We start from the raw sequence: 15,164 nt of genomic DNA on the forward strand, positions 1-15,164 counted from the left end.
GCCTGTGGAAAACCCGGAGAAAGCCCCGGTGGGGCTGTGTCCGGTGGTACGGCCCGCGATGGCTCGGCGAGGCGGCCGGCCCCGGGCCGTCACTCAGCGGCCGTTGCGCATGGCCACTCCCAGGTGCTCACCGACCCGGTTCACCAGCAGGGTCGTCTCGTAGGCGATCTGCCCCATGTCGGCCTCCGCCTCGGCCAGCACGCACAGACAGCTGCCGTCTCCGGCGGCCGTCACGAAGAGCATCCCCTCGTCGAACTCGATCATCGTCTGCCGCGCCCGGCCCACGTGGAAGTGTTCTCCCGTGCCTCTGGCCAGGCTGTGCAGCCCGGACGCGACGGCGGCCAGGTGTTCGGCCTCGCTCCGCTCCAGGCTCTGGGCGGCACCGGTGACCAGCCCGTCGTTCGAGAGCACCAGCGCATGCCGAACCGAAGGCATCCGCTGCGTCAGATCGTCCAGCAGCCAGTCCAGCTCACTGCTCAGGGCCATCCCCGATTCCCCCTTCTCATGGTCACGCGGTGCCAGCCTTACCCACGACGGGCCCCGGAGCAACCACCGATCTCGGCCGCCCACCACCCGGCCGGAACCGGAAGGAAAACGGAAGCAGGGGTACCGGGATCGGTCACCGGGAAAAGCACCGGTAGTGGACGATGACGACCGTATGACGGAGTACGACGGGACACGCGTGCTGGAGTTCTTCACCGAGCGGGCCGCCGGCTGGGACGCCCGCTTCCCCGACGACGGCCCCGCCTATGACGCCGCCGTGGCCGAGCTGGGCCTGTTCCCCGGTGACACGGTGCTGGACGCCGGCTGCGGCACCGGACGCGCGCTGCCCGCGCTGCGCGCGGCGGTCGGCAGACAGGGCACGGTGGTGGGCGTCGATCTCGCCCCGGCGATGCTGGAGGTCGCCGTCCTGGCCGGACGGCACCGCGGCGCACTGCTGACCGTCGCCGACGCCGCCCGGCTGCCGCTGCACGACGGAGTGCTGGACGCGGTGTTCGCGGCCGGCCTGGTGTCGCATCTGCCCGACCTGGCCGCCGGCCTGCGGGAGCTGGCCCGAGTGGTCCGGCCCGGCGGCCGTCTCGCGCTGTTCCATCCGGTCGGGCGCGCCACTCTCGCCGCCCGGCACGGGCGCCCGCTCGGGCCCGACGACCCCCGGGCCGAGCCGAACCTCCGCCCCCTGCTGGCGGCCGCGGGCTGGCGCCTGGCCTCCTGCACCGACGAGGATCACCGCTACCTCGCACTGGCCGTACGCGACTGAGCGCCGCGCGGCCCCCGGGGGGCGTACGGGCCGCGGAAGGCAACCCGGTGTGTCCCCGGTCTCTCGACGCCACCCCCCTGACATGGCTAGGGTGCGCGGACGATGTCCGGAGGGTCCGGGGAGGAGGCCGACGTGGCAGAGGCACAGGACGCGCGCAGCGGGAGCGACGACGCGCTGTACGTGCTGACCGCGGCGCTGCTCACCCCCGCGCAGTTCCCGAGCGTCCTCGGCGACGACTACCCCGAGGCGTGCGCCGCCCTGGGGCTGGAGCCGTACGCGGAGGGCCACGGCCTCGTCCTCGGCCAGGACGGACAGGGCGCGCGCTGGACCGTCGTCACGGAGGACGTGTCCCTCGTGGCGTGCGCGATCGCAGCCTGGGACTGCGGTATGGAGTACGACCTGTCCCCGGACGAGCGGACGATCGCCGCCGTGCTGCCCGGCTGGCCACTGGCGCTGGCGGTGGCCGCACCCGGTGTCCCCGCCCCCCACGACCCGGAGCCCGATCCGGAGCTGGACGGCGGCCGGGCCCCGCTGTCCCCGCCGGACACCTCGCGCTGGGGCCCGGCGCAGCGGCGGCTGGGCGCGGACGAGATCGCACTGCAGTGGGCGGACTGGCGCGCCCGGGTCGACGCGGACGTGACGTTCGTCGAGCCGGGCGAGAACCCCAACAGCAGGGTGCGGCGCGTTCTGGAGGAGGCCCGCGGCTACGTGCACTCCCCGCCGCCGCCCGGCCGGATCCGTTCCGCCTTCGCCACCGAGGAGGCCCGGACCCTGCGCGCGGACGGGCCCGGCTGGAGCCTGGTGGCGCGGACCGACGACATCGCGTTCGTCCTGCTGGACGACGAGCCCGGCGAGGTGCTCCCGGTGGGCCGCGGTTCGGAGCTGCCGGGGCTGCTCAGAGCCCTGGACGAACTGGCGGTGCGGCCGGACACGGCGGCCTGAGCCCCGGCCGGCCCGCGCGGTCCGGCGGTCGCGCCCGGGTCAGCGCCCGAGCTCCTTGCGGCCCACTCGCCGCACCCTGCGCCGCTGCGAGGGGTCGAGGGCCAGGTAGGCGACCGCCGGCACACCGACCACCACCGCCAGTGCTATCAGAAAACTGCCCGTGATCGTCCACAGCAGCAGCCCCACCGCCACACCGCCGACGGCGATCTTTCCACGGTTGGTCATCTTCCACGCCTCCTACGGCGGCGGTGCGGCCGCCGCTCACTTCGGAGAACGTACGTACGGGCCGCCTTGTTCCGCACTTCCACCGCCACCGGGCCGAAAAGCGGAGGGCGGCGCCGGTGGCGGCCCGCGGAAACCGCGGGCCGCCACCGTTCCGGCCGGGCTTCCGGCCGGGCTGTGCCAGGGGGGCGTCAGGCCAGGCCCTCCATGACGGGGTAGTAGCCCCCGGCCTGGCCGGCCGCCGTGGGGTGGTACGAGTTGGTGATGTTGAACCAGTCGACGCTGTGCAGCCACGAGTCGCCGGAGCAGATCTCGTGACCGGTGAACCTGCCGCGGACGTCGCCGAAGGTGAAGCCGTGGTTGGCGACGCGCTTGGCGATGGTGTCGCTCAGGTGGTCGGCCGCGTCGTTGATGGCCGCGCGCGAGGTCTCGCTGAGTCCCACCCAGCAGCTGCCGTTGAGCTTGTAGAAGCGGGGGTAGTTGAGGACGACGACCCGGGCGTTGGGCGCCTTGCTCCGGATGGCGTTGTAGACCGCGTCGAGCTTCCCGGGAAGGGTGTTGGAGATGTAGGCGCGCGCCTCGTTGATCCGCGCGAGGCACGCGTTGGTGCCCTGCAGGACGCAGGTGGTCATGGCGTCGGCGAAGCCGGCGTCGTTGCCGCCGACGGAGATGCTCACCAGGGTGGTGCCCGACGTCAGGGGGCCGAGCTGGTTGTTGATGACGTCGCCGGTCTTGGCGCCGGAGCAGGCGGTGAAGTGGAAGGAGGCGGGTGCGTTCGCGTTCTTCCACAGCACCGGATACGCCTTGGCGCTGCGCTTGCAGGATCCGCTGGAACTGTAGTAGCTGCCGGCGCCGACTCCGGAGGAGTAGGAGTCGCCGAGCGCGACGTAGGAGGTGGCCGCGGCTTCCTGGGCGGATGCCACGCCCGCGCCGCCGAGTCCGAGTCCGACGAGGGCGGCGAGGGTGGCCGCCACGGACGCGAGACGGGACAACTTCATGGAGTCTCCTGGGTGTGGAGGGAAGAGGGGGAGAGGTGCGCCTACTACGTAGTAGCAGCACGGAGCGTTTTCAGGAAGTGTTCATGCCAAAACTGATCCGATGTCAGCCTGAACAACCGCCCCGCACCGCCGCAGGTAACAGCCCTTTTCCCGACAAACAATCAACTGCGCGGTCCCGGCGGCGCCGAGGGCCCGCCGGAGCGCCGCCCCGTGAAGGAGCACCTCGTGAGGGAGGCTCCGGCCCGTCGTCTCCGTCGGCTCCGGTCGGCTGAAGCCCGCCGGACGCCGGGTCGGAGTGCCCGCGCCTGAGTACGCACCCTCCGGCGGCCGGTACTCGGTGCCCGGCGGCCGAGTCCGGTCGGAACACGAGTACTCCGTCCGCCGGGAGCCGTCGCGGGCACGGGCGGGAACGTCAGGTCCGCGCCGAACGGAGCCGGGGCGTTCCCCGGCCACGCCCCGCCGCGGTGGAGTTCCGGGGGACACTCGGCGACGACCGCCACCCGCTCGTAGGGCCACCACCAGCCCGCGGCGCGGGCCACCGCCGCGAGCCCTCCCGGCGGACCGGTCCCGTCCCCGCGGGCGAGGACGCCGACTCCGCGACGACACCGGTGCGTACGCGTTCCGCCAGGAGCGCGGTGGTCTCCCACAGCGGTGCGCCGGTGCGCGCCCAGTGCTCCGCCCCCCGCACCGGGACCAGCCTCCCGTGCAGCCGTTCCCGTTCCGCCGCCCACGGCAGGGTGCGGACCCCCGCCGTACGCTGCGGCCCGGCCCGCTCCGTGCAGGGACCGTACGGCGGCGGTGAACGGAAAGCCGGGGCAGGGGTCTGCCAGGTCGATCCGGAGGGCCCGGGCCCGTACCGGGCACGGCTGCTGGGGTGCCTTCCCAGCCGGAGGTGAGGCGCCGGCCGGGTGGCGCAGACAGGACATCGAGGGGGCTTCTGGCCAAGCTCCTATCAGTTCGTGTTCCGCCCGGCCGGAGCCTTGGGGGACAGGTCCCGGCGGCCGGACGGAACAGCGGGAGGACAGTCCGGCAGGACGTCGTTCAGCGGCCGAGCCACGACCACCAGAACCTGCGTACCACTATCAATGTCAGCGGCGGTTGATAGAACCTTCCGTACTGTCGGCACGCGTTCGGGGGAGTCCCATGACCGTCAACGAGCACCTGCGGGAGCTGCACGCCCTGCCCGCCCACACCTACATGCCGCCCGGCGCGGACGGCCGCCCGGCGGACCCCCTGCCCGCGGCCGCGTCCGTGGCCTGGCGCCTGTTCTACGACTCCTACGACGAGGACTTCCCGGCCGAGGACTTCGAGGACGTCTGGCGCGGCTTCCTGGCGGCCGTGGACACCACGGCCGTCCGCGCCCTGATCATCGGCCAGTGGGGCGAGTGCTACGAGAGGGACTCCGGCTTCGTCGTCGAGCTGCTCACCTCGAACGCGGACCGGTTCCCCGCCCTGGAAGCCGTGTTCATCGGCGATCTGGTGGCGGAGGAGGCGGAGATCTCCTGGATCGAGCAGGCCGATGTCACCCCGGTCCTGGAGGCCTACCCCCGGCTGCGCGGGTTCGGGGTGCGCGGTGGTTCCGGCCTGACGCTCCGCCCTCTGCGCCACGAGCACCTGCGCACCCTGGTGTTCGAGGCGGGCGGACTGCCCGGCAGCGTCGTGCGTGCGGTCGCCGGAAGCGACCTGCCCGCGCTGAGCCGGCTCGAGCTGTGGCTCGGCGTCAGCGAGTACGGGGGCGACGCCACCGCGGAGGACCTGGCTCCGATCCTGGCCGGGGAACGCTTCCCCGCACTGCGCAGCCTGGGGCTGATGAACAGCGAGCTGCAGGACGAGATCGCCGCGGCCGCGGCCGGCGCGCCCGTGGTGGCGCGGCTGCGCGCCCTGGACCTGTCCATGGGCACCCTCACCGACAGCGGTGCCGAGGCGCTGCTGAGCGGGCAGCCGCTCACCCACCTGGCACGGCTCGATCTCGCCCACCACTTCCTGAGCGACGCCATGATGGAGCGGCTGCGCGAGGAACTGGGGAGCGCCGGAGTCGACATGGACCTCTCCGACCAGGAGAAGCCGGACGAGTACCGCGGCGAGGTCTGGCGCTATGTCGCCGTCTCCGAGTGATCCCGGCGGCAGCGGCCCCGGCGGCGGGACGCCGCGGTTCGCCGTCGTCGGCAACCCCGGAAGCCGCCGGGTGGAGTCGTTCGCGGCGGCCGTCACCGGCGCGGGGCTGCCCGCGCCCCGCCTGCTGCCGTGGGCCGAGGTGCTGGCCGGCGGCGAGCGGTTCGCGGCGGGCGAGACCGTGCGGATCGACTCGCCCGGCGAGGACCCGCTGGTCGAGCGTCTGCTGCGCGGGGTGGACGATCCCGCGCGGGTGGAGGGCACGGCCCGCTGGTACGCGAACTTCACCGCGGCCGTACACCGTGTCGCCGGGGCCGCCCGGTCCGCCCGGTGCGTACTGCTGGACAGCCCGGAGAACCTGGCGGTGCTCTTCGACAAACGGCTGTGTCACGGAGTGCTGGCCGAGGCGGGTGTCCCGGTGCCCCCCTCGCCGACCTCCGGCCCCGGCGCCGCGCCGGTGACGGGCTGGGACGACGTGCGCGCGATGATGCGCGATACGGAGATGCGCCGGGTCTTCGTCAAACTCGCCCACGCATCCTCCGCCTCCGGGGTGCTGGCCGTCGAGTCCGGCGGGCGCGGCCGGTGGCGCGCGACCACCTCCGTCGAACGCGCCCCGGACGGAGACCTGTTCAACTCCCTGCGGGTGCGGCGCTACGACGGCGAGTCCGACATCGCCGCCGTGGTCGACGCCCTGGCACCGGACGGCCTGCACATCGAGCGCTGGCTGCCCAAGGCGTCCCAGCACGGCAGGGCGGCCGACCTGCGGGTGGTCGTGGTGGCCGGGGAGGCGACTCACGCCCTGGTGCGCACCAGCCACTCCCCCATGACCAACCTCCACCTCGGCGGTGTCCGCGGCGACCTGACCGCTGCCCGCACCGCGGCGGAGGCGGCCGGAGTGCCCTGGGCGCGGGTGCTGGAGGTGTGCGAACGGGCCGCGGTCTGCTTCCCCGCCACCCTGTGCGTCGGTGTGGACCTGCTGCCCGCCACCGGCTGGCGGCGTTTCGCCGTCGGAGAGGTGAACGCCTTCGGTGACCTGCTGCCCCGGCTGACCGGTCTGGCCGGCGGCCGGGCCGAGGGGCGGGACACCTACGCGGCACAGGTCGACGCCGTTGTGCGCGGTGCGGTACCGGGCGGACCGGCTGCCGGCCGGTCGGCGGCCGGAGGAGCCGGGGGACAGGGGGAGGCCCGCCGTGCAGCGCCCTGAGGACACCGGAGCCCGCGCCGACGTCCCGGACATGAACCGGATCGTCGGCAGCCACGACCTGTTGCTGGTCACCCTGGACACCCTGCGCCACGACGTGGCCCGCGATCTGGCGGCCGAGGGCGCCATCCCCAACCTGGCCCGGCACCTGCCGGACGGGCGATGGGAGGAGAGGCACTCCCCCGGCAGCTTCACCTACGCCTCCCACCAGGCGTTCTTCGCGGGTTTCCTGCCCACTCCCGCCACCCCGGGGCCGCATCCGCGGCTGTTCGCGGCGCGTTTCGAGGGCAGCGAGAGTACCGCGGGGGGCACCTGGGTCTTCGACTCGCCGGATCTGGTGACCGGGCTGGCACGGGCCGGCTACCACACGGCGTGCATCGGAGGCGTGGGGTTCTTCAACAAGCGCGGCGCGCTCGGCTCGGTGCTGCCCGGTCTGTTCGCCGAGAGCCACTGGGAGCCGGAGTTCTCCGTCGCCTCCCCCACCTCCTTCGAGGCGCAGGTCGCCCGCGCCGAGGAGGTGGTGGCCGCGCTCCCGGCCGGGAGGCGGCTGTTCCTGTTCGTCAACGTCTCGGCGCTGCACCAGCCCAACTGGTTCCACCTCCCGGGCGCCACGGCCGGAGCCGGGGACTCCCGGGCCACCCACGCGGCGGCGCTGCGCTACGTGGACCGGCACATCGGGCGCCTGTTCGCCGCCGCGAGCAGCCGCCGACCGTGCTTCACCGTCGTCTGCTCCGACCACGGCACGGCCTACGGGGAGGACGGCCACACCGGCCACCGGATAGGCCACGATGTCGTCTGGACGGTGCCGTACGCCCATTTCACCCTCGACGCCTGCGAGCCGCGATGAGCACCACGACCGTTTCCGCCGCCGGTCCGTTCCCGGACGGTGTCCCGGGCCCGTACCGGAGCCCGTACCAGAGCTATGTGTACGCCTATCCGCACAAGACGGCCTACCGGCGGCTGCCGGAGCGGCCGGCGCTGCGCGGGCTGTGGGCCCGGGAGAGGACCGACGCGCTCTCGCTCTACCTGCACATCCCCTTCTGCGAGGTGCGCTGCGGCTTCTGCAACCTCTTCACCCGCATCGGTGCGCCCGGCGGGCTGACCGGCGCCTATCTCGACGCGCTGGAACGGCAGGCGGGTCCGGTGCGCGAGGCGCTGGGCGAGGGCGCCCGGTTCGCCGCCGCGGCCTTCGGCGGCGGCACCCCCACCTTCCTGACCGCTGCCGAACTGGAGCGGCTCTGCGACATCGCCGAGGAACGGATGGGAGCGGACCTGCGCGCGGTGCCCCTGTCGGTGGAGGCGTCCCCGTCGACCGCCACCGCCGACCGGCTGGCCGTCCTGGCCGGACGCGGCACCACGCGGCTGAGCATCGGTGTGCAGAGCTTCGTCGACGCCGAGGCACGGGCCGCGGTGCGCCCCCAGCGGCGCTCGGACGTCGAGGCCGCTCTGGGCCGCGTCCGGGACGCGGGCATCCCGGTGCTCAACATCGACCTGATCTACGGAATCGAGGGGCAGACCACCACCACCTGGCAGCGATCCCTGGACGCCGCGCTCGCCTGGGAACCGGAGGAGCTCTACCTCTATCCGCTCTACGTCCGCCCGCTGACCGGTCTGGGACGCACCGCCGCGGACCCCGGCGGCACCACCGTGCCCGACCCCCGGTGGGACGCGCAGCGGCTGGCCCTGTACCGCCACGGCCGCGACCATCTGCTGGCCCACGGCTACGAGCAGGTGTCGATGCGGATGTTCCGCCGCGCCTGCGCGACGGCCGCCGCGGAGGCGGGCGGGGACACGGCCGGCCACGCCTGCCAGACCGACGGCATGGTGGGCCTGGGCTGCGGCGCCCGGTCCTACACCTCCGCCCTGCACTACTCCTTCGACTACGCCGTGGGGATGCGCCGGATACGCTCCATCGTCGACGACTACGTCTCCCGAACGGCCGAGTCCTTCGCCCACGCGGAGGTCGGCCGGTGGATGGACGCCGACGAGGCCCGCCGCAGGCACCTGCTCCAGGCCCTGCTCCAGGCCGAGGGTATGGAGACGGCGGAGTACACGGACCGGTTCGGCGCGGCGCCCGCCGAGCACTTCCCCACCGAACTGGCCGCCTTCGCCGGGTGCGGCTGGCTGGACGAGGGCGGGGCCGCCGGGCGGCTGCGGCTGTCGGCGGAGGGCCTGGCCCACTCCGACGCGGTCGGCCCGGCCCTGTTCTCCCCGTCCGTGCGCGCCGCGATGGCCGCGTACGACCCGAGGTAGCGGAGGCCGCCGTGGACCTGACCCTGCTCTACCGCGGGCCGCTGGCCTCGTGCGACTACGACTGCCCGTACTGCCCGTTCGCCAAGCGGCGCGACTCCCGCGAGCAGCTGCGCGCCGACCGGGAGGCGTTGGAGCGCTTCGCCGGCTGGGTGGCAAAGCAGCGCGAGGACCGGCTTTCGGTGCTGTTCACCCCGTGGGGCGAGGGTCTGGTGCGGTCGTGGTACCGGCACACCCTGGCCGGGCTGAGCCGGCTGCCGCACGTGGCGCGGGTGGCGATCCAGACCAACCTGAGCTGCCGCACCGGCTGGCTGGACGACGCCGACGCGGACACCCTCGCCCTGTGGTGCACCTACCACCCCGGCCAGACTCCCTACGGGCGTTTCCTGGCCAGGTGCCGCGAACTGGCGGACAGGGGCGTGCGCCACAGCGTCGGAATCGTCGGCCTGCCCGGCCATCTGGACCATGCCCGGCGGCTCCGCGCCGACCTGCCCGAGCATGTGTACCTGTGGGTCAACGCGGCCGAGGGCCGTGTCTACACGGACGAGGAGGCCGACCGCTGGACGGCGGTCGACCCCCTCTTCCCGTACAGCCGCCACCCCCACCGCAGCGCCGGGCTCCCCTGCCGCACCGGTGAGTCCGTGGTCTCGGTGGACGGCGCCGGTACGGTGCGGCGCTGCCACTTCGTCCCGGCGCCGCTGGGAAACCTCTACGACGGCTCCTGGCGCGCGGCACTGCGGCCCAGGCCCTGCCCGCTGGCCGTCTGCGACTGCCACATCGGATACGTGCACCTGGAGTCGCTGCCGCTGTACGACGTCTTCGCGGGCGGTGTCCTGGAGCGGATACCGGCCTCCTGGCCGGGCGCGGGCACGCCGGCTCAGCGCTTGACGCCGACCCCGCCGTAGAGCGCCACGCGACGCAGTTCGCCGGGCTCGGGTACCGGTCCGTCCGGCCGCCACAGCGGGAGCTGCACCAGTCCGGGGTCGGTGAGGTCCCAGCCGTCGAAGAACGACAGGACCTCGGCGTGGCTGCGCAGGCTGACCTGGGCGGTGGCGTTCCGGTAGACGTCGGTGCCCTCCTCCACCCGTTGCTTCTCGTGGAAGTCCGGGGTGCCGTGGGTGAGGACGAGGCAGCTTCCGGGGGGCAGTGCGCCGCCGAGCGCGGCCACGAGTCCGGCGGGGTCCTCCTCGTCCTTGACGAAGTGCAGGACGGCGACGAGGAGCAGGGCCACCGGCCGGCCGAAGTCGATCAGTTCCCGGACGGCCGGATGCTCGGTGACGGCCTCGGGCCTGCGGGCGTCGGCCAGGACGAACTCGGCGTTGCCCGCGCCGGTCAGCTTGGCGTCGGCGTGGACGGAGACGATGGGGTCGTTGTCGACGTACACCACACGGGTGTCGGGGGCAGCGGCCCGGGCCAGTTCGTGGGTGTTGGGCGAGGTGGGGATACCGGTGCCGATGTCGATGATCTGGCGGATGCCCAGCTCTCCCACCACCGTCCGCACCGCGCGGCCGAGGAAGTCCCGGTTGGCGCGGGCGCTCACCCGCACGTCCGGGGCTATCCTCATCAGGCGTTCGGCGGCCTCGCGGTCCACCTCGTAGTTGTCGCTTCCGCCCAGGTAGTAGTCGTACATGCGGGCCGGGTGCGGCCTGCTGGTGTCGATCTGCTCGGGCGTGAAGCCCTCGTGCGCCTGGTGGATCCGGTGGGGCTGATCGGTCATGCCGTCGCCGTCCTCGTCATGGTCTCTTCGGTCCTCAACACGGTTTCTGCGCGGGGTGTGCGGAGTGCGCGGGCCGCGGTGCGGGGCGTACGGGCTCGGGGGCGAGCAGGAAGTCGGCCTCCCCCGCCTTGACGCTCTGGATGAACCCCGCCATCGCGTGGCGGGCGTATATCAGAGCGGGTCCGTCGGGGTCGGTGGACTGGCGCAGCGCCACCCTTCCGTCCGCGAGCTGCATGGCCTCCACACAGCTCCCCCCGTTGCCGCCGCTCCACGGCTTGTGCCAACCCTCGCTCCCCAACTGCCAGGCGGGCATGCCGTTGTAGACGCGTTTCCTCATGGGGTGGTTCACAGCTCCTTGCGCAGGCCGTCCAGGACGGCCTCGGTCCGTCGCACCGGCGCCGCCTGTGCGCACATCCGGTCCAGCGCCTCCTGGAACGCCGAGACGTCGTCGCGCTGGTCGAAGTAGACGGCGCCCACCAGGCTCTCGCTGTAGGCGACGTCGGGCAGTTCCGGGATGGGGAACCGGAAGATGTGGAAGGGCCCGTACATGGCAGGGTGCGGCCCGGCGTCGAAGGGCATGACCTGCAGGCGCACCGTCGGCATCGAGCACACCTCGACCAGCCGGGAGATCTGTCCGCGCATGACCTCGGGCCCGCCGATGGGCCTGCGCAGCACGGTCTCGTCCATCACCACCCACAGCAGGGGCGGTTCGTCACGCGTGAGCAGCCGCTGGCGTTCCAGCCGCAGTGCGATGCCGCGCTCGATCTCCTCCTCACGGGCGTGCGGCATGCCCGCGCGCAGCACGGCGCGGGCGTACTCCTCGGTCTGGAGGAGTCCGGGCACGTAGTGCGGCTCGTAGGCGCGGATGACGTGGGACTCGCTCTCCAGGCTGACGAAGGCGCTGAACCAGTCGGGCAGCACATCGCGGTAACGGTGCCACCAGCCGGGCCGGTTGGCCTCGCGGGCGAGCGAGAGAAAGCTGTCGATCTCCGACTGCTCGGTGATGCCGTAGGTGCGCAGCAGCTTCTCGACGTAGGGGATCTTCAGGCCGACCTCGGCCCGCTCCATACGGCGGATCGTGGCGTGTGTGACGTCGAGCGCCTCGGCGGCCCGCTCGTAGGTCAGTCCCGCCCGCCGCCGCAGGTCGCCCAGCCGCCGGCCGAGCACCACCCGCAGAACCGTGGGGGCGCCGCCCGCCCTGGTGTCAGCCACCGCACCCCTCCCGCGCTCCAACTCTCTTGCCGGTAGCGGCAGTTTGTCATGCCGCCGAATCTTCCCGACAGGTGGCATGCACATTTCTGCAAACAACAGATTGATCCTTGCCAGATGTTGCTCACGCCCTTCACACTGAGGACGTGGCTTACTTTTCCGATGTTCGCCCGCTGGAGCGCGCCGGAGGGTCCGTCGAGAGGCCCCTGCGGGACGTGTTCCGCCTCCCGGCCATAGGCGTCTCCGTGGCCGAGGCCCGCAGGAGGGTCCTCGCCCGGCTGACGGAGTGGGACATCGGGACGGTGGTCCGCGACGACGCGCAACTGGTCGTCTCCGAACTCTTCACCAACGCCGTGCGGCACACCGACAGCGAGAGGGTCGACTGCGAGCTGCGCGTCACGGGCGTACGGCTGCGGCTGGCGGTCACCGACCAGGGCTCCGGCCCTGCCCGGCACACCGGGGACGCGACGGGGGTCTGCCCGGAGACCGGCTGCGCGGAGGGGGAGAACGGACGCGGACTGCTGCTGGTCAGCGCACTGGCCGAGGCCTGGGGGGTACGGCCGGGCGCCGGCGGAAGGGGCCACACGGTCTGGGCGGAACTGGGCTTCGGTCCCTCCGCCCCGTGATGCGGGACCGCCCGGCCTTGGCGGGGGAGGCCGGGCGGTCCCGCCTCGAACGCGGCGCCGCCGTGCGGGAGAACGCGCCGCGGCCCGCGGACGGCCGCGGCGAACCTCCCCCGGACCGGTGAGGACGGGCGGGGAGCGCCGCGGACGACCGCGGGCCGCGCCACAGGTGTACGGTAAGCGCTTGCCAGACCGCGCCCGTCCCGCCTCCCCGTTCTGGAGCCGCAAGTGAGCACGGACCACCTCCCCGGCAGCCCGGCCCCCGGCGAGCTGCGCCTGTGGTACCCACGCCCCGCCGCCGAATGGCTCCAGGCCCTGCCGGTGGGCAACGGCCGCCTGGGAGCCATGGTGTTCGGCGGCGCGGACGGCGAACGGCTCCAGCTCAACGAGGACACCCTGTGGGCCGGCGGCCCGCACGACTACGACAACCCCCGGGCCCTCGCCTCCCTCCCCGAGGTCCGCCGGCGGGTGTTCGAGGGGCGGTGGGACGAGGCCCAGGCCCTGGTGGACTCCGATTTGATGGGCGTCCCCGTCAAGCAGCTCCAGTACCAGACCGCCGGCGAGCTGCGCCTGTCCTTCCCCGCGGACGGCGAGATCACCGGCTACCGTCGCGAACTGGATCTCGCCACCGCCGTCGCCTCGGTGGAGTACGCGCGCGGCGGGGTGCGCCACCGCCGCGAGGTGTTCGCCAGCGCGCCGGACCAGGTGATCGTGGTCCGGCTGACCGCCGACGCCCCCGGTGCGATCTCCTTCACGGCCCGCCTCGACAGCCCGCTGCGCTCCGCCGCCTCCTCCCCCGTTCCCCGCACCATCGCCCTGGACGGCGCCGGTGACGACGCCCAGGGCATCGCGGGCGTGCTGCGCTTCCGCTGCCTGGTACGGGCGGTCGCCGAGGGGGGCGCCGTGCGATCGGCGGACGGGGAGCTGCACGTCGAGGGGGCGACAGCCGTCACCCTGCTGGTCTCGGCGGCAACCAACCACCGCGACTGGCGCGGCGCGGAGGAGGATCCCGATGCGGCGGCCCACCGTGCCGCCGCCCCGGTGGAGGCGGCGGCCGCCCGGCCCTACACCGAGCTGCGCGCCCGTCATATCCGCGACCACGCCGGGCTGTTCGACCGCGTACGGCTGGAAGTGCCGCCCACGCCCGCCGCCGCGCTCCCGACCGACGAGCGGGTGGCGCGCTTCGCGCGCGGCGAGGACCCGCACCTGGTGGCGCTGTACTTCGCCTACGGCCGCTACCTGCTCATCGCCTGCTCCCGTCCCGGCACCCAGCCCGCGAACCTCCAGGGGCTGTGGAACGACCTGACCGATCCGCCGTGGGGCGGCAAGTACACCATCAACATCAACACCGAGATGAACTACTGGCCGGCCGCTCCCGCCAACCTCCTGGAGTGCTGGGAGCCGCTGTTCGGCCTGCTGGACGATCTGGCCGCCGCCGGCGCCCGAACCGCCCGGGCCATGTACGGCGCGCGCGGCTGGGTCGCCCACCACAACACCGACCTGTGGCGCGGCACCGCGCCGGTGGACGGGGCGTTCTGGGGGATGTGGCCCACCGGCGGCGCCTGGCTGGCGCTGTCGGTCTGGGAGCACCACCGCTTCACCGGCGACGAGACGAAGCTGCGGGAGCGCTATCCGGTGCTGGCCGGCGCGGCGCGTTTCTTCCTGGACTGCCTGGTGGAGGATCCGGAGACGAAGGAGCTGGTCACCTGCCCGTCGATCTCCCCCGAGAACGCCCACCACCCCGGCCCCGGCGGCTCGCTGTGCGCGGGCCCGGCCATGGACAACCAGATCCTGCGCGACCTGTTCGAGGCCACCGCCGCGAGCGCCGAACTGCTGGGGGTGGACGAGGAGCTGGCGAAGGAGGCACGGGCGGCGCGCGAACGGCTGGCCCCGCTGCGGATCGGGGAGCTGGGGCAGCTCCAGGAGTGGCGCGAGGACTGGGACGCGATCGCGCCCGAGCGCGGTCACCGGCACGTCTCGCACCTGTACGCGCTGCACCCGGGCGGCCGGATCACCCGGCGCGGCGCTCCCGAGCTGTTCGAGGCGGCGCGCACCACGCTGGAACTGCGGGGCGACGCGGGCACGGGCTGGTCGCTCGGCTGGAAGATCAACTTCTGGGCGCGGCTGGAGGACGGCGCGCGCTCCCACAAACTGCTGACCGACCAGCTCACCCCCGGGCGCACCGCCCCGAACCTCTTCGATCTGCACCCGCCCTTCCAGATCGACGGCAACTTCGGCGCCACCGCGGGGATCTGCGAGTGGCTGGTGCAGAGCCACGCCGGCGAGATCCATCTGCTGCCCGCCCTGCCGCCCGCGCTGCCCGAGGGCGCGGTGCGGGGGCTGCTGGCGCGCGGCGGTTTCGAGGTGGGCCTCGCCTGGCGCGGCGGCGCGCTGACCGGAGCCGAGCTGCTCTCCCGCACCGGGCACCGGGCGCGGGTGCGCACGGCCGGTGAGGTCGCGGTGTCCTGCGAGGGGCGGCCGGTGGAGACCGTACGGCCGGGGTGCGGGGTCGTGGAGTTCGAGACGGCGCCCGGGCGCGTCTACCGGCTGTCCCCGGCCTGAAGAACGCCTGGGCGGGCGGGCCCGCCCGCCCGGGCGGCGGGAACTTTCCGGGGGCCGTCATCCGTTCCCG

General features: G+C 73.6%; 16 protein-coding genes. 9 read left to right on the forward strand and 7 right to left on the reverse strand.

Annotated features, from left to right (window positions below):
• Positions 1 to 93: 93 nt before the first annotated feature.
• Positions 94 to 486 (reverse strand): roadblock/LC7 domain-containing protein, encoded by a 393-nt coding sequence (locus ACGRHY_RS02885; RefSeq protein WP_394633805.1) that lies wholly within the window; start codon positions 484 to 486, stop codon positions 94 to 96.
• A gap of 172 nt (positions 487 to 658) precedes the next feature.
• On the opposite strand from ACGRHY_RS02885, the gene ACGRHY_RS02890 reads away from it, so the two are divergent.
• Together ACGRHY_RS02890 and ACGRHY_RS02895 are read left to right on the forward strand one after the other, a co-directional pair.
• Positions 659 to 1,258 (forward strand): class I SAM-dependent methyltransferase, encoded by a 600-nt coding sequence (locus ACGRHY_RS02890; protein WP_394633806.1) that lies wholly within the window; start codon positions 659 to 661, stop codon positions 1,256 to 1,258.
• Between the two features lie 102 nt (positions 1,259 to 1,360).
• Positions 1,361 to 2,200 (forward strand): hypothetical protein, encoded by an 840-nt coding sequence (locus ACGRHY_RS02895; RefSeq protein ID WP_394633807.1) that lies wholly within the window; start codon positions 1,361 to 1,363, stop codon positions 2,198 to 2,200.
• Positions 2,201 to 2,239: 39 nt separating this feature from the next.
• Here ACGRHY_RS02895 and ACGRHY_RS02900 read toward each other — a convergent pair whose 3' ends face one another.
• From ACGRHY_RS02900 to ACGRHY_RS02910, 3 genes are all read right to left on the reverse strand, one after another.
• A complete protein-coding gene (locus ACGRHY_RS02900) occupies positions 2,240 to 2,425 on the reverse strand; it encodes a tail-anchor membrane protein (protein WP_394633808.1) in 186 nt (61 codons plus the stop codon).
• A 188-nt stretch (positions 2,426 to 2,613) separates the two neighbouring features.
• Positions 2,614 to 3,420, reverse strand: coding sequence for an SGNH/GDSL hydrolase family protein (locus tag ACGRHY_RS02905; protein ID WP_394633809.1), 807 nt, complete (start codon positions 3,418 to 3,420; stop codon positions 2,614 to 2,616).
• A 161-nt stretch (positions 3,421 to 3,581) separates the two neighbouring features.
• Positions 3,582 to 4,346, reverse strand: coding sequence for a DUF6745 domain-containing protein (locus ACGRHY_RS02910; protein ID WP_394633810.1), 765 nt, complete (start codon positions 4,344 to 4,346; stop codon positions 3,582 to 3,584).
• Between the two features lie 217 nt (positions 4,347 to 4,563).
• Between ACGRHY_RS02910 and ACGRHY_RS02915 the strand changes: the two genes are divergently transcribed.
• From ACGRHY_RS02915 to ACGRHY_RS02935, 5 genes are read left to right on the forward strand one after another with little or no spacing between them, the layout of a single operon-like run.
• The gene (locus tag ACGRHY_RS02915) at positions 4,564 to 5,535 is read left to right on the forward strand and encodes an STM4015 family protein (protein WP_394633811.1); all 972 of its coding nucleotides are present in this window, start codon (positions 4,564 to 4,566) and stop codon (positions 5,533 to 5,535) included.
• On the forward strand, positions 5,516 to 6,736 hold the full coding sequence (locus ACGRHY_RS02920) for an STM4014 family protein (protein ID WP_394633812.1): 1,221 nt from the start codon (positions 5,516 to 5,518) through the stop codon (positions 6,734 to 6,736). The genes ACGRHY_RS02915 and ACGRHY_RS02920 overlap by 20 nt, the downstream gene beginning before the upstream one ends.
• A 31-nt stretch (positions 6,737 to 6,767) precedes the next feature.
• Positions 6,768 to 7,580, forward strand: coding sequence for an STM4013/SEN3800 family hydrolase (locus ACGRHY_RS02925; RefSeq protein ID WP_394637905.1), 813 nt, complete (start codon positions 6,768 to 6,770; stop codon positions 7,578 to 7,580).
• Positions 7,577 to 8,986: an STM4012 family radical SAM protein gene (locus ACGRHY_RS02930; protein ID WP_394633813.1), complete on the forward strand. Its 1,410-nt coding sequence runs from the start codon at positions 7,577 to 7,579 to the stop codon at positions 8,984 to 8,986. The genes ACGRHY_RS02925 and ACGRHY_RS02930 overlap by 4 nt, the downstream gene beginning before the upstream one ends.
• 11 nt (positions 8,987 to 8,997) lie before the next feature.
• Positions 8,998 to 9,888, forward strand: coding sequence for an STM4011 family radical SAM protein (locus ACGRHY_RS02935; protein ID WP_394633814.1), 891 nt, complete (start codon positions 8,998 to 9,000; stop codon positions 9,886 to 9,888).
• On the opposite strand, the gene ACGRHY_RS02940 is transcribed toward ACGRHY_RS02935, so the two are convergent.
• From ACGRHY_RS02940 to ACGRHY_RS02950, 3 genes are read right to left on the reverse strand one after another with little or no spacing between them, the layout of a single operon-like run.
• Positions 9,861 to 10,700, reverse strand: a complete 840-nt coding sequence (locus ACGRHY_RS02940) for an SAM-dependent methyltransferase (RefSeq protein ID WP_394633815.1) — start codon at positions 10,698 to 10,700, stop codon at positions 9,861 to 9,863. The genes ACGRHY_RS02935 and ACGRHY_RS02940 overlap by 28 nt on opposite strands.
• 34 nt (positions 10,701 to 10,734) lie before the next feature.
• Positions 10,735 to 11,037 carry a DUF397 domain-containing protein gene (locus ACGRHY_RS02945; protein WP_394633816.1) on the reverse strand — a complete coding sequence of 101 codons (303 nt, stop codon included), beginning with the start codon at positions 11,035 to 11,037 and terminating at the stop codon, positions 10,735 to 10,737.
• An 8-nt stretch (positions 11,038 to 11,045) separates the two neighbouring features.
• Positions 11,046 to 11,912, reverse strand: a complete 867-nt coding sequence (locus ACGRHY_RS02950; protein WP_394633817.1) for a Sco1979 family transcriptional regulator — start codon at positions 11,910 to 11,912, stop codon at positions 11,046 to 11,048.
• Positions 11,913 to 12,055: 143 nt separating this feature from the next.
• On the opposite strand from ACGRHY_RS02950, the gene ACGRHY_RS02955 reads away from it, so the two are divergent.
• Together ACGRHY_RS02955 and ACGRHY_RS02960 are read left to right on the forward strand one after the other, a co-directional pair.
• Entirely contained in the window at positions 12,056 to 12,535 is a 480-nt protein-coding gene (locus ACGRHY_RS02955) for an ATP-binding protein (RefSeq protein ID WP_394633818.1), read from the forward strand.
• A 225-nt stretch (positions 12,536 to 12,760) separates the two neighbouring features.
• On the forward strand, positions 12,761 to 15,094 hold the full coding sequence (locus ACGRHY_RS02960; RefSeq protein ID WP_394633819.1) for a glycoside hydrolase family 95 protein: 2,334 nt from the start codon (positions 12,761 to 12,763) through the stop codon (positions 15,092 to 15,094).
• Positions 15,095 to 15,164 lie beyond the last annotated feature (70 nt).

It is taken from the genome of Streptomyces shinuiensis, assembly GCF_043660855.1.
Lineage (GTDB): Bacteria > Actinomycetota > Actinomycetes > Streptomycetales > Streptomycetaceae > Streptomyces.

What these genes read in the sequence shown, in the direction of transcription:
- ACGRHY_RS02900 (WP_394633808.1), bottom strand. Translation starts at nt 2,425, where the DNA reads ATGACCAACCGTGGAAAGATCGCCGTCGGCGGTGTGGCGGTGGGGCTG.
- ACGRHY_RS02925 (WP_394637905.1), top strand. Translation starts at nt 6,768, where the DNA reads ATGAACCGGATCGTCGGCAGCCACGACCTGTTGCTGGTCACCCTGGAC.
- ACGRHY_RS02915 (WP_394633811.1), top strand. Translation starts at nt 4,564, where the DNA reads ATGACCGTCAACGAGCACCTGCGGGAGCTGCACGCCCTGCCCGCCCAC.
- ACGRHY_RS02920 (WP_394633812.1), top strand. Translation starts at nt 5,516, where the DNA reads ATGTCGCCGTCTCCGAGTGATCCCGGCGGCAGCGGCCCCGGCGGCGGG.
- ACGRHY_RS02890 (WP_394633806.1), top strand. Translation starts at nt 659, where the DNA reads ATGACGGAGTACGACGGGACACGCGTGCTGGAGTTCTTCACCGAGCGG.
- ACGRHY_RS02940 (WP_394633815.1), bottom strand. Translation starts at nt 10,700, where the DNA reads ATGACCGATCAGCCCCACCGGATCCACCAGGCGCACGAGGGCTTCACG.
- ACGRHY_RS02945 (WP_394633816.1), bottom strand. Translation starts at nt 11,037, where the DNA reads ATGAGGAAACGCGTCTACAACGGCATGCCCGCCTGGCAGTTGGGGAGC.
- ACGRHY_RS02895 (WP_394633807.1), top strand. Translation starts at nt 1,361, where the DNA reads ATGTCCGGAGGGTCCGGGGAGGAGGCCGACGTGGCAGAGGCACAGGAC.
- ACGRHY_RS02905 (WP_394633809.1), bottom strand. Translation starts at nt 3,420, where the DNA reads ATGAAGTTGTCCCGTCTCGCGTCCGTGGCGGCCACCCTCGCCGCCCTC.
- ACGRHY_RS02930 (WP_394633813.1), top strand. Translation starts at nt 7,577, where the DNA reads ATGAGCACCACGACCGTTTCCGCCGCCGGTCCGTTCCCGGACGGTGTC.
- ACGRHY_RS02885 (WP_394633805.1), bottom strand. Translation starts at nt 486, where the DNA reads ATGGCCCTGAGCAGTGAGCTGGACTGGCTGCTGGACGATCTGACGCAG.
- ACGRHY_RS02910 (WP_394633810.1), bottom strand. Translation starts at nt 4,346, where the DNA reads ATGTCCTGTCTGCGCCACCCGGCCGGCGCCTCACCTCCGGCTGGGAAG.